Source organism: Rummeliibacillus stabekisii (assembly GCF_007988965.1).
Taxonomy (GTDB): domain Bacteria; phylum Bacillota; class Bacilli; order Bacillales_A; family Planococcaceae; genus Rummeliibacillus; species Rummeliibacillus stabekisii.
On the sequence record NZ_BJVD01000001.1, the window covers coordinates 678,742 to 692,537 of the forward strand.

Annotated in this window: 10 protein-coding genes; all 10 read right to left on the reverse strand. The window is 38.5% G+C overall.

Annotation, left to right across the window (positions count from 1 at the left end; all coding sequences use genetic code 11):
* Window positions 1–15: 15 nt before the first annotated feature.
* On the reverse strand, window positions 16–744 hold the full coding sequence (ymfI, locus tag RST01_RS03440) for an elongation factor P 5-aminopentanone reductase (protein ID WP_147194070.1): 729 nt from the start codon (window positions 742–744) through the stop codon (window positions 16–18).
* On the reverse strand, window positions 741–2,051 hold the full coding sequence (gene yfmH / locus RST01_RS03445) for an EF-P 5-aminopentanol modification-associated protein YfmH (RefSeq protein WP_147194072.1): 1,311 nt from the start codon (window positions 2,049–2,051) through the stop codon (window positions 741–743). The genes ymfI and yfmH overlap by 4 nt, the downstream gene beginning before the upstream one ends.
* On the reverse strand, window positions 2,051–3,319 hold the full coding sequence (gene yfmF / locus RST01_RS03450) for an EF-P 5-aminopentanol modification-associated protein YfmF (protein WP_147194073.1): 1,269 nt from the start codon (window positions 3,317–3,319) through the stop codon (window positions 2,051–2,053). Before yfmF ends, yfmH begins: the two co-directional genes overlap by 1 nt.
* Before the next feature lie 269 nt (window positions 3,320–3,588).
* Window positions 3,589–4,548, reverse strand: coding sequence for an ABC transporter permease (locus RST01_RS03455; RefSeq protein ID WP_147194075.1), 960 nt, complete (start codon window positions 4,546–4,548; stop codon window positions 3,589–3,591).
* A gap of 1 nt (window position 4,549) precedes the next feature.
* A complete protein-coding gene (locus RST01_RS03460; protein WP_147194077.1) occupies window positions 4,550–5,599 on the reverse strand; it encodes an ABC transporter permease in 1,050 nt (349 codons plus the stop codon).
* Window positions 5,599–7,134, reverse strand: a complete 1,536-nt coding sequence (locus RST01_RS03465) for an ABC transporter ATP-binding protein (RefSeq protein WP_147194079.1) — start codon at window positions 7,132–7,134, stop codon at window positions 5,599–5,601. Before RST01_RS03465 ends, RST01_RS03460 begins: the two co-directional genes overlap by 1 nt.
* Window positions 7,135–7,404: 270 nt before the next feature.
* Window positions 7,405–8,472: a BMP family lipoprotein gene (locus RST01_RS03470; protein ID WP_066785773.1), complete on the reverse strand. Its 1,068-nt coding sequence runs from the start codon at window positions 8,470–8,472 to the stop codon at window positions 7,405–7,407.
* Window positions 8,473–8,536: 64 nt separating this feature from the next.
* On the reverse strand, window positions 8,537–9,265 hold the full coding sequence (locus tag RST01_RS03475) for a GntR family transcriptional regulator (RefSeq protein ID WP_066785771.1): 729 nt from the start codon (window positions 9,263–9,265) through the stop codon (window positions 8,537–8,539).
* Window positions 9,266–9,459: 194 nt separating this feature from the next.
* Window positions 9,460–11,796 carry an FtsK/SpoIIIE family DNA translocase gene (locus RST01_RS03480; protein ID WP_147194081.1) on the reverse strand — a complete coding sequence of 779 codons (2,337 nt, stop codon included), beginning with the start codon at window positions 11,794–11,796 and terminating at the stop codon, window positions 9,460–9,462.
* A 144-nt stretch (window positions 11,797–11,940) separates the two neighbouring features.
* Window positions 11,941–13,614 (reverse strand): ribonuclease J, encoded by a 1,674-nt coding sequence (locus RST01_RS03485; RefSeq protein ID WP_066785766.1) that lies wholly within the window; start codon window positions 13,612–13,614, stop codon window positions 11,941–11,943.
* Window positions 13,615–13,796 lie beyond the last annotated feature (182 nt).

The window sequence follows — 13,796 nt, forward strand, 5'->3', positions numbered from 1 at the left end:
GGTTGTAAGCAATCATTAAATATACCAGCCACCATTTAATCGAAGTATTTGGCCTGTCATGTAATCCGCTTTGCCAGATAGTAAAAAATCGACCAAATATGCGACCTCCTCTGGTTTCCCTCCACGTGCTAATGGGATTTCTTCTATTAGACTAGCCTTCTCATCTTCCGATAAATGTCCATTCATTTTGGTCTCGATAAAACCAGGAGCCACAGCATTTACACGAATGCCATTATATGCAACTTCTTTTGCATATGCTTTCACAAACGTATGGATTGCTCCTTTTGCTGCGGAGTACACAGATTCAAATGATCCGCCTGCCTCTCCCCAAATAGAACCAATAAAAGTAACATAACTAATCTCATGCTGGCGTAATTTTTGAGATAGAATCCCTATTAACTGTATTGGTGTTTCAACATGCACTTGAAAAAGATAACCCATTTCATTTGCATCGGTATCTTCACAAAGCTTGTATAGCGCATGGCCGCTAGCAATGACTATAGCATGTATTGTAAAAATCGACTGGCTAATTTGTTCAGCTGCTTCTTCTTTTGATAAATCAGCTCGTATCGGCATGAATTCTTGCTTGGGATACTGTTGAATCAATTCTTCAGCCAGCTGCTGCATCCCAGCGACATTGTGGTTATATTGCATATATAAAGACCAGCCGTTCGCTGCCAACTCACTACAAATGGCACTCCCGATTGAACCGGAAGCGCCTAATACTAATGCAAATTTTTTCATTTGGATTCTTCTTTTTCTTTTGAAAGCGGCAATATCGTAAATACAGTTTGTTGAGATTCACCTTGCAAGGATTGGAACGCTTTTTGAACATCAGACACGTTCAATTCTTCAATGACTTCTACCGAATCAAACAGATTCATTTCATTAAATTTATAACGCGTAAATTGATTAGCGATATACTCAATCGAATTAAGAGCTCTTAGGTTAAAGCCGATTCGTCTGCGTTTTACCCTTTCTAATTCTTCTTCACCAAACGGCCACTTTTCTTCCGCTTTCTGTAATTGGTCTTTAATCGCTTCCACTAATTTATCCGGCTTATGTGTATCGGAGCTAATCATAGCAAACCCAAAACCATGTTCCAATGAAAAGTCATAGGAGTAGGATTCGTCGATTAAACCTTCATCATAAACTTTTGTATAAAAATCAGATGAGCGGCCAAACAAAACGTCTAAAGCTAAACTAATAGCAAGTTCATTTTTTAGCATCTCACGACCAGACAAATCTGTTTCTTTCGCTTTCAACCCGACAGATACCTTAGACTTTGATACATCCATATGAAGAGTTCGTTCAGGAATCGCAACTTCTTTTGGTTCTGATACTTCGATTCGTTTAATTTCTTCAGGTTTTTCAAAAGTCTTTTTAGCTTGGTTACTCTTGATGAGATCAAGCATTTCTTCTGGCTCAAGTGCTCCAATAGCAAATAACAGCATATTGGATGGATGATAGAACGTGTGGTAGCAAGTGTATAAATGTTCTGCCGTAATTTTATCAATAGATTCTACAGTTCCCGCAATATCAATCTTTACAGGATGTTCTTTAAACATATTTTCAATTGTGCCAAAGTATAAGCGCCAATCAGGCTGGTCATCATACATAGTGATTTCTTGCCCGATAATACCTTTTTCCTTATTTACAGTTTTCTCTGTAAAGTATGGTTCTTGGACAAAATCTAATAAAGTTTCTGTACTCTCTTTGACATTATTAGTAGCTGAGAATAAATAAGCAGTTCTTGTAAATGACGTAAAGGCATTTGCCGAAGCACCATATTGGCTAAACTTTTGAAAGACATCTCCATCTTCTTTTTCAAACATCTTATGTTCTAAAAAGTGCGCAATGCCATCAGGGACTGTAACAGCCTCTTTTTCACCAAGCGGTACAAACGAGCGGTCCACTGAACCGTATTTTGTAGTAAAGGTTACAAACGTTTTAGAAAATCCTTTTTTCGGCAAAATATAAACGTCTAGACCATTTTCAAGCTTTTCATAATAAAGCGTCTCATCTAATTGCTCAAAATAAATTGGTTCCATTATTTTTTCTCCTCCATTCCACTTAAGAAATAGACGGTTTCTTTATGCAATTGCTTTGCCATATCGACTATATCTTCCTTTGTCACGGCTTTCCATTTTTCCTGCCAATGCTCGACTTTGAATACTGGATCTAATTCTTTGTATTGATCGTAAATTTCGATTTGACCACGCGCTGAATCCAACGCTTCTTTTAATTGGTTTTGAAGCATTGCTTTTGTTTGGCTTATTTCCAAGTCTGTAATTTCACCACGAGACATGGCCTCTAATTGTTCGTCGATTAATTGTGTCGCTTTTTTCTCGTTTTCAGTATCAATGCCTGACATCACATAAACCAAGCCATATTGTGCAGAATACGAACTTGAGCAGTAATAGGCCATACTCTCTTTTTCACGAACATTCATAAATAATTTTGAATGTGGGTAGCCACCAAAGATGCCATTGAAAATTTGCATTTTCGGGAAATCAGCATCAGTAAAGAAAACAGGAACAGTAAAACCAATATGCAATTTGCCTTGTTTCATTTCTTGTTTTTCATGCACATAAGATTCTGTTGGCTGGATTTTTGGCAATTCATTCTGTTGGAAAGGGGCTTTGCGATCTTGGAATGGTAAGGCTGTTTTCAAATCAGCTATCATTTTCTCTTCGTCGATATCGCCAACTACATATATATCAATCACATCTTCAGCAATCATGCGTTGATATGTATTAGTTAATGATTGGGGTGTAATCGCTTCAACTGCAGGGATTGTGCCATTTGCAGAAATAGAAGCAGGATGGTCAGGTGCCAAAAAGTGATTTAAGCGATTTTGAGCATAACGTGATTTTTCATCAAAAATAGATTGAATCCGTTCTCTCACCATTTCTTTTTCACGTGCTACGATATTTTCTTTGAATTCTCCATTTACAAAGTTAGGGTCGAATAGGACCGTGTTCATCAATTCTAATACATGGTCCAGCACATCACCGTGTTGTAAATAGTGGTCATTAACCGTTTCAACATTTAACAATACTGTATGTTCATTGCCTTTTTTCGTTGTATCTAGGTAAAGGACTGTTCCATATAAATCATCTAAATGCATTCTCATACTTGCAGGTGATGGGTACTTGGCATTACTGTGTTGTAAAACATTTGTTAATACAGTTCTTTCTGCTGCCTCTTCTACTTGTAAAGGCCTACGGAATTTAATCGAAAAATTAATGGTTTTGAATTGATCAGTTGATCTTGTATGAATATAAACGTCTTTTGCTATTTCTGTCGTTTTAAACATTCAAACCCCTCCTATCTAATTAATATAACAATCCATTACTCCAACTATACATGCCAATTGAATAAAATTGCAACTATTGTAAATGAGATGGATTATGGGTGTTGCTTACAGTTCTTGAACAGTATTAACTGAGTTAAAAGATGACAATCAATAACTAATGGTTTCTTTATCAGTAGGTAGAAATACTAACAAACTACTAACCGGAAATACACTTATGATTTCCACAAAAAAAGACTACACAGTACAACGACTGCATAGTCTCTTTTAAATTATCTTTTGCCTTTAATATATGGTGTACCCGAAGCTTTTGGTGCTTTGGCTTTTCCAATAAATCCAGCAAGTGCTAGTATTGTTAAAACGTAAGGCAAGATTAATAGAATAACTTGAGGCACATCTTTTACATAAGGGATTGAAGCACCAGCAATACTTAACGATTGTGCTAGACCAAAGAATAGCGCAGCCCCAAGAGCGCCTAGTGGATGCCATTTACCAAAGATCATAGCAGCAAGTGCCATGAAACCTTGACCGCTAATGGTTGTCGCGCTGAAGTTCCCAGCGATTGCTTGAGCGTAAATCGCCCCACCAATACCACCTAATGCACCAGAAATCATTACTGCAATATAACGCATTTTGGTAACATTAACACCCATTGTATCAGCTGCCATTGGGTGCTCCCCAACAGAACGTAGGCGTAAGCCAAAAGGTGTTTTATAAATAATAAACCATGCAATAAACGCTACGACAATCGCAAAGATGGACGTACCGTATACATCTGTAAAGAACATTTTTCCAAGCAGTGGGATGTCCTTTAAAACCGGTATATCAAAACGAGAGAAACGTTCAGAAATTGAATCTGTTTGACCTTTATCATAAATCATTTTAATGGAGAAAACAGCTACTGCTAATCCTAATAAGTTTAGCGCAACCCCTGCTACTGTTTGGTCAGCTCGGAATGAAACAGCTGCAACAGCAAGGATTAAAGAAAAGACCGCACCTACAGCCAATGCAACAAGCAGGCCAACCCATGGCGTCCATCCGCCAAGTGTAGCAGCATACTTTAAGTTGAATACAATACTGCTGAATGCGCCGATAATCATAACCCCTTCAAGTCCAATATTGACAACGCCTGATCGTTCAGTAAATACGCCGCCAATGGCTGTCATGATCAATGGTGCTGCATAGTAGATTGCAGAAGGAATAATAAAATATAACACATCTAAAAAGCTCATGTTATTTTCCCTCCTTTTTTTTCTTGCTTAAACGGTCTAAGCCCACACGAATAATATAACCTGATGCTACGAAGAAGATAATTAATGCGATAACAATGGATACGATTTCCACTGGTATGCCAGCTTCATTCGGCATATTGAGACCGCCATTTTTTAATCCGCCAAAAAGTATTGCGCCAAGTAGTACGCCAAATGGCTGGTTTGCTCCAAGCAACGCAACCGCAATCCCATCAAAACCAATACCCGTAAAGCCTGTCATTTTAGTAATATTACCGAAGGTACCTAGACCCTCCATAGCGCCTCCAAGACCTGCAAAAGCTCCTGAGATAACCATTGCTAGAATGATATTTTTGCTAACATTCATACCAGCATATTCTGAAGCATTTTGGTTAAAACCGACTGATTTTAATTCATAGCCTTGTGTTGTCTTTTCTAAAATAAACCACATGATTAACACCGCAATTAGGGCAATTAGAAAACCCCAATGCAATCTTGAATAATCGGTAAGAGATTCAAAGAAAGGAGAACGAAGTGAAGCAGAATCGTGAATTTTTTCTGTCTTATCGCCCCCATCAGATAATGCAGATATAGTCGCATTGGCTACATGCAATGCAATATAGTTCATCATAATGGTAACGATAACTTCATGGACCTGTAATTTAGCCTTTAATAGGCCTGGAATAAACGCCCATAGAGCACCTGCAGCAGCTGCTGCAAGCAAAGCTAATGGTAGATGAATAATCTTGGGAAGTTCGAAAGCAGAGCCAACATAAGCTGCTGCTAACCAACCTACGATCAGTTGGCCTTCTACCCCGATGTTAAATAATCCTGTACGAAACGCGAATGCTACTGCCAAACCGGCGAACACATACGGCGTGATCTGGCGAACTGTTTCGCCCATGTTATAACTGCTGCCGAATACACCGTTCCACAGAGCGATATAACCGTCCACTGGGTTAAAACCGCTAATAAGCATGACGATTGCGCCAATAATTAAACCTAACACAATCGAAATAAGTGGAACTAGAATATTTACTACTCTTTTAGACACTATGCGTCACCTACCTTTTTACTATGGCCAAGTGAATGGCCAGCCATTAATAGGCCCAATTCTTGCTCTGTTGTTTCTTTTGGCGAAACGGTATCAATAATTGATCCATCGTGAATTACAGCGATGTTATCAGAGACATTCATTACCTCATCCAGTTCAAAGGAAATCAATAGTACTGCTTTGCCTTTATCACGTTGTTCAATTAAACGCTTATGGATAAATTCAATCGCCCCAACATCAAGTCCACGAGTTGGTAGCGCAGCGATCAAAAGATCTGGATCCCGATTAATTTCACGGCCGATAATCGCTTTTTGCTGGTTACCACCTGATAGTGCTCTCGCCTGCGTCATTTCACTTGGTGTACGCACGTCATATTCCTCAATAATATTGCGGGCAATGCTATTAACACGTTTGTAATCAATAATGCCACCCTTTGATACAGGTGATTGGTAATACGTTTGTAAGACGATATTATGTCCAATTGGAAAATCAAGTACTAAGCCATGTTTATGACGGTCTTGCGGAATATGGCCAATCCCTGATTCCGTGATTTTACGTGGTTTCTTGCCGGTAATATCCTTGCCGTTAAGCGATATCTGGCCACTTTTCACTTTACGAAGCCCAGTAATCGCTTCAATCAACTCTGATTGTCCATTGCCGTCTATACCAGCAATACCAACTATCTCACCAGCTCTTACAGCTAAAGACAAATCTTTAACACGATCAATTCCACGATTATCTTGTACAGTTAAGTTCTCAATGTTCAGTACTACATCTTTTGGATGAGCAGTTGTTTTTTCCGTTTTAAATACAACCTGACGACCTACCATCATTTCAGCCAGTTGGTCTGGATTTGTTTCTGCAGTAGTAACAGTGCCAATCCCTTGCCCTTTACGGATAATCGTTACTCTATCTGATACATCCATAATTTCTTTTAATTTGTGGGTGATTAAAATGATAGATTTGCCTTCTTTAATCAAGCGTTTCATAATTTGTATCAATTCATTGATTTCTTGTGGTGTTAATGATGCAGTCGGTTCGTCAAAGATTAACATTTCAGCTCCGCGGTAGAGCGTCTTTAAAATTTCGACACGTTGTTGCATACCAACCGAAATATCTTCAATTTTCGCATATGGATCAACATTTAATCCGTACTTTTCAGATAACTGCTGAACTTTCTTTGCAGCATCTCGGATATTAACTAAACCCATTTTCGTCGGTTCACTACCCAAAATGATATTTTCAGTTACCGTAAAGTTTTCGACTAACATAAAGTGTTGGTGTACCATCCCAATCCCAAGATCATTAGCCTTATTTGGATCGGTAATTTTGACCTCTTTACCATTCACTTTAATAACTCCCGCTTCCGGTTGATATAGACCGAATAACACGTTCATCAGCGTCGATTTCCCTGCGCCATTTTCTCCTAATAACGCATGTATTTCACCCTTCTTAAGTTGAAGAGTAATATTATCATTTGCTACGAAATCGCCAAATTGTTTGCGTATTCCAAGCATCTCAATGACATAATCCATTTTGCTCACTCCCTTAATCGATCAATATAATATGACGGTATATCAATTAAAATCTTTGGTTAAAAAATTAACACAAGAAGGAATTGAAGAGACTATTTTATTTTCAAACATTTATTCACAATCTAGCAGTATAAAAAATGTTCAAAAAAATAAGAATAAGGGTATTGTAAAAAGGCTCTTCGAAACCCTTCGTCTATTAATCTTTAAACTAAAAAATAGATAAAAAGATCATAAAGACCAATAACTGGCCTTTATGATATGAAGGTGACACTATTTTTCAGGTTTTTCTGGAACTGTAATGTCGCCGCTAATAATTTTTTCTTTGAATTCATCAATTTTCTTCTTAGTGTCGTCAGTAAATACGCCATGGTCGTCAGCTAAGTCAACACCTTTGTCTTTTAGACCAAATGTAATTGTTTTGCCGCCAGGGAATTTGCCGTCTTTAGTATCTTTAGATACTTTTTCAGCAGCAGTATCAACACGTTTAAGAACAGAAGTTAAAGTGATGTTTGTTTTATCATTCACTTTTCCTTCATCGTATTGGTCGCGGTCTACACCGATTACCCATACATCAGCCTTAGCATCTTTTTTCTTGCGTTCTTTTGCTTCAGTGAATAGGCCGTTTCCTGTACCGCCTGCAGCATGCATGATAATGTCTGTGCCTGAATCATACATACGTTTTGCGATTGCTTGACCTTTAGAAGCATCACCGAATGAACCTGCATATTGGATATCAATTTTTACTTTTGGATTTGCCGCTTTAGCGCCTGCAACAAAGCCAGCTTCGAATCCACCGATAATATCGCCTTCTACACCGCCGATAAATCCGATTTTACCTGTTTTGGATTGTAAAGCAGCTGCAGCACCTGCTAGGTATGAAGCTTCGTTAGCACGGAACATGATTGATGCAACGTTATCTTGACCTTCAATAACTGAGTCAATAATGGCAAATTTAGCGTCTTTTTGTTGTTTTGCAACTTCAGATGTAGCATCATGCAAATTGAAACCTACAGCATATACTAAATCGAAATTACGGCGAACAAGGTTGTTAAGGTTTGTATTGTAATCACTTTCAGAAGCTGATTGAAGGTAGTCGAAGCCACCGTTACCTTTTTTCATTCCATTCTCTTCACCAAACTTCTCGATACCTTCCCAAGTTGATTGGTTGAATGAACGGTCATCGATACCACCGATATCAGTAACCATTGCTACTGAGAATTTATCTTTATCGCTACCGCTTTTTTTCGATTCGTCCCCTTTGTCTGATCCACATGCTGCAAGCAATGTACCAGAAGCTAGAAGTGCAGAAAGTGCTAAACCAATTTTACGCTTTTTCACTTGAAATCCTCCCAAAAAGTAAATTAATTAAATTTTTTGTTGACGATAGCAGGAATGAATACATTTATACGCGTTTACGTATTACATGGAAGCTGAATTTATCAGCTCTAAAATAGTTTTTCGAATATAAGACCAGCCGTTCTTGTTCATCATAATGGAACTGCTTCAGCAACAAGAGAGCTGTCTCGCGTCCGCATTCTAAGATAGGCGAAACGTGCCCATGATAGCCAATCGGATCAATATAAGTGACCGCATAAGCAACATGTATGTCCCCTGATTCTTCTAATGCTTGAAATATCGATAGATTGCGTCTTTTCAAAAAATCTTTCGGCAAATAGTTTGAAGGTACTTGGTCGATACAATATACCACAGGATTATCGTCAGCTGTACGGACCCGTTCAATCGTAATTATCGGATCGCCAGCATCACATTGAAAGCGTTTTAAATCTTCGTCATTCGGAAGCAGCTCGGTAGAGTTTAAATAGACTGTACCGGGCTGCATACCTGCATCTTCTATCATAGAAGAAATACTTGATAACTGTTCAATGCCTGAAGTAAATATGGGCTTTGGATTCACAAAGGTTCCCACACCATGTCTTCTAACAATAATATTTTCTTCTTCCAAAAGTCTTAGTGCTTCCCGAAGCGTCGCACGACTTACCCCAAGTGTCTTCGACAACTCAAATTCAGATGGTAGTTTTTCATTTTCTTTGTAAATCCCTTTTTCTATGTCTGCCTTAAGATGATCGATCACTTGAAGATAGAGATGACGCTGGTCAGACTTTATTGTCAAATTAACCACCACCAGTAGAGATCAGACATCTGACGTAAAACATTCCTACTAATCAGTCATACTATAACACTTTTAAATAACGAAATAAATAACTTTCGAAAAAAACTGTGTTAAAACAGTTAATAAATTTTTAAAAATTGTTGAATTTGCTATTTTTCGTTACATTGTTAGAAAATTCATAATTGCCGGACGCGCTATTTCCCGATTAATACTTCTCTTGGTTTGCTTTTTTCAGCTGGTCCGACAATACCTCTTTCCTCCATCTGATCCATGATACGAGCGGCTCTAGCGTATCCTATCTTTAATTTTCTTTGCAGATAAGATACAGATGCAGTATCTTGGCTAGCTACCAAATTAACAGCTTCTTCAAAGAGGTCATCTGTATCATCCAAGTCTGTAATTTCCTCTTCTTCAGTAGGAATCATTTCCTCTTGGTATTGGGCTTTTTGCTGTGCTATAACAAAGTCTACAATCTGTTCTACTTCTTGGTCTGAGACAAAAGCCCCTTGTACGCGTACCGGCTTCGACTGCCCAGCTGGTAAAAATAGCATATCCCCCCGACCAAGCAAGCGTTCCGCTCCTCCCATATCAAGAATAGTTCGAGAATCGATTGCGGAAGATACAGCGAATGCTATTCTCGATGGGATGTTAGCTTTAATAATACCTGTAATGACATCCACACTTGGTCTTTGTGTTGCGATAATGAGGTGTATGCCTGCTGCTCTAGCCATTTGCGCTAAGCGTGTAATTGAATCTTCCACATCACTTGAGGCTACCATCATCAAATCGGCTAACTCATCAACAATAACCACAATAAACGGCATCTTGGGATGCTTCTCTCCATTTTCTTTATTAAAACGTTCGATATGTGCATTATATCCCTCTATATTGCGTGTTCCCGTATGTGAAAACAAATCGTAGCGTCTTTCCATCTCATCTACGACTTTTTTCAACGCTTGTGACGCTTTTCTTGCATCTGTCACAACTGGCGCCAATAAATGTGGAATCCCATTATAAACGTTCAATTCTACCATCTTCGGATCAATCATCATCATTTTTACTTCATGAGGTTTTGCACGCATAAGAATACTAATTATAATGCCATTAATACAAACGGACTTCCCACTCCCCGTCGATCCTGCTACTAATAAATGTGGCATTTTGTTCAGCTGTGCAAGTTTTGCTTCACCGGTAATATCTCTTCCTAAACCGATCAATAACTTTTCATCCGGCTTATTGTTTTCTTTGGATTCTAGCACTTCTCTTAGGCTAACTATAGCGACCTCTTTATTAGGAACTTCAATACCAACAGCCGATTTTCCAGGTATTGGCGCCTCTATTCTAATATCCTTAGCAGCCAGGGCTAAAGCTAAATCATCTTGCAATCCTACGATTTTGCTAACCTTCACGCCTCTGTCTGGCAATACCTCATATTCCGTTACCGCAGGGCCTAAATGAACTTGGGTAACTGTGGCTTTTACACCGAATGATTGGAATGTTTGCTCTAATTTCTTAGCATTCCCTTGAATTAATTGAAATTCGCCGCTTTGATCCGTATGCGGTGGTAATTTTAAAGTAGCCATAGCTGGTAATTGATACGCCTCATTCTCCACCTCTGCTGCAGATATTACAGCAGCATCAATTGTATCTGCAGCTGTTTCAGGTTCTTCTTCAGGAATATCTGCTACAGGCTGATCTTGTTGTTGAATTCGTTGCGTAAAGGCAGAAATGATTGGCTCTTTTGGTTGCTCGGGGATTGTTGCTGCATGATATTCTTCATCATTAACGGTATGTTCGATAGTTTCCTCTTCAGACACCGCAGCTTTTCTTTTTCTCTCTTTCTTTTTCTTACTCTTTGCTTCTTGGCGTCTGCTTACAGTGTCCTCTGACTCTTCTTTCATTTCCATAATTGACTGTTTAATTGTTGGCCATTTGCCAGCGATATAAGGAATTAGGGCTTTACCAGTAATTAAAAGGAGTCCAATTAACACCATTAGCCATCCTGCGATATTGGCACCTGCTGCATCAAATAAAGCGAAGAAACAAGCAAAAAGGATAGCCCCAATCATACCTCCTCCTAATGCATGAGAATGCTCTTTAATTCCTCCTGAAGTAACAAGCACTCTCCATGTTTCTTTTAAAACCGAATTATTGTGCAAGGCTTGACCATTAAACAGTTGCTCGAACAAGGAAATGTGGCTGAATAATGTTAAACCGCCTGTAATTAGTAAGACACCACCGATCAGGCGGTTTTTCAGATTAGGAATTGTGCGTTTGACCATTAGTAACAACGCACTCACAATAAACAAGAAAGGAACGATGATAGCCCAATTCCCAAATAAAAATAAGGCAATGTATTGGAACGCCTTTCCTACAATTCCATACTCAAAAAAGATAATAATCGCAAGGCCAATTAGTATTAATCCTATGATTTCATATACCAATGGTTGCGTCTTCGTAGCTTTTTTCGTTTTTTTGCTGACTGTTTTTTTACTCTTTGCAGGTTTCTTTTTCGTTGCTTTTTTTGCCATGCAACCACCTACTTTCTTTCGTTGATTAAGGTTTTTTACAATCTTTTTGTTTTGGAAGAATATCTTTATCATGTACATAATAAAACGGAAAAAGGATTTCCTACCATTTTTAAGAGGTAAGGAAATCCTTTTTCCCGCATAACGCTAATATTCCATAATAATAGGGATAATCATTGGTCTTCTTTTGGTTTTTTGGAATAAATAAGAGTTTAGCGTGTCACGGATTTCTTGTTTTATACTTGTCCATTCGTACGAGCCTTTATTCACATAACTTTCGACAACAGCGCGAACTAATTCAGAAGACTCACTTAATAATTCTTCTGATTCTCTTACATATACAAAGCCTCTTGATAAAATTTCTGGACCAGAAGCAACTTTTTTCTCTTTGCGGTTGATGGTCACAACTACGATGAATATACCATCTTGACTTAGCAATTTACGATCGCGTAATACAATATTGCCTACATCGCCTACGCCTATACCGTCAATTAGCACGTTACCGGCAGTGACACGGCCACTCATACGCATTTTGCCGCCTTTATATTCTACAATATCTCCTTTATCTGCAATAAATATTTGGGCTTTAGACATACCTGTTTGTTGCGCCAACTTTGAGTGAGCTATTAACATACGGTAGTCGCCTTGAATTGGGATAAAGTATTTTGGTCGCATTAAATTCAGCATTAATTTCAAATCTTCTTGCGAGCCGTGCCCTGAAACATGCACTTTTTTATCAGCAGACAACACTTTTGCTCCTGCTTTTGCAAGGCTGTTCATTGTGTCTGCGATTTGGACTTCCATCCCTGGTGAAGGTGTGAAAGTAATAAGAACTGTGTCTGTATTTTTAATACGGATATCGCGGTGGTGTTTGCGGATAATTTTTTCTAATCCTTCTAGTGGTTCACCTTGATTTCCTGTTATAATCGCCACAATTTCTTCATCTGCATAATCATTCATTTTATTTGCTGGGATAATTCTGTCAGGATCAACAGATAAGTAACCCAAGCGCATACCAACTTCAAATGCATGCTCTAAGCTTTTACCTATAACAGCGATTTTTCGATCAGCATCAGTTGCTTGATCAAATACTTGCTGGATACGGATAAAATTAGAAGCATATAGCGCAACTAAAATACGGCCTTCTGCATTATGAAAAGTTTTTGCTAACTTCTCCTGTACAACATTTTCGGGAATTGTATAGCCAGGACGTTCTGCTTCAGTAGAATCAGACATCAAGATAAAGACGCCTTCTTCACCCAAGTTTGCCATTTTTGCAAGATCTGGCTTATATTTACCTTTTGCTGATTGGTCAAACTTAAATTCGCCTGTATGGACAATAGCACCTTCACTTGTATGGAAAGCAATACCCAATGAATCTGGGATACTGTGTGTAGTATGGAAGAATGTCACATAAGTCGTTTGGAAGTTCATGCGACTCTTGCTCGTTACCTCAAAAAACTTAATTTGATATGGTGCAGGCAATTCTTTCAAATGTTCTTTTGCTAATGCGATCGTCAATTTAGATCCATAAACCGGCGCGTTCACTTTTTGTAGTAAATATGCGACAGATCCGATAGCATCTTCATGTCCATGTGTTAAGAAAATACCTTTTACACGTGATTTATTTTCGACTAAGTAAGATATGTCTGGTATGACATAATCAATGCCTAACATTTCGTCTTCCGGAAACATAAGGCCGCTATCCACGACAAAGATTTCTTCATCAATTTCGATAACGTACATTGCTTTGCCGACTTCACACACGCCGCCCAATGGGATGACGCGTATTACTTCATTTTTTGTTATTGTTTTTGCCACTTGTTTTCCTCCTAAATTAATCCCGAACACAAACCACTTACTCCCATTATATAGATAGTTGAGCGTTTTCACAAACAAAAAAGAATGGGTCAATGTCACCCATTCTCGAATCATCTGTGTTCGTTCAAATGTGGACCTTCTAAATCATTCATTCCGTTATAATCACTGCTGAGTTTAATTAT

Excerpts from the sequence above, each read along its gene's own strand:
- ymfI (WP_147194070.1), bottom strand. The coding sequence starts at position 744 with ATGAAAAAATTTGCATTAGTATTAGGCGCTTCCGGTTCAATCGGGAGT.
- yfmH (WP_147194072.1), bottom strand. The coding sequence starts at position 2,051 with ATGGAACCAATTTATTTTGAGCAATTAGATGAGACGCTTTATTATGAA.
- yfmF (WP_147194073.1), bottom strand. The coding sequence starts at position 3,319 with ATGTTTAAAACGACAGAAATAGCAAAAGACGTTTATATTCATACAAGA.
- RST01_RS03455 (WP_147194075.1), bottom strand. The coding sequence starts at position 4,548 with ATGAGCTTTTTAGATGTGTTATATTTTATTATTCCTTCTGCAATCTAC.
- RST01_RS03465 (WP_147194079.1), bottom strand. The coding sequence starts at position 7,134 with ATGGATTATGTCATTGAGATGCTTGGAATACGCAAACAATTTGGCGAT.
- RST01_RS03480 (WP_147194081.1), bottom strand. The coding sequence starts at position 11,796 with ATGGCAAAAAAAGCAACGAAAAAGAAACCTGCAAAGAGTAAAAAAACA.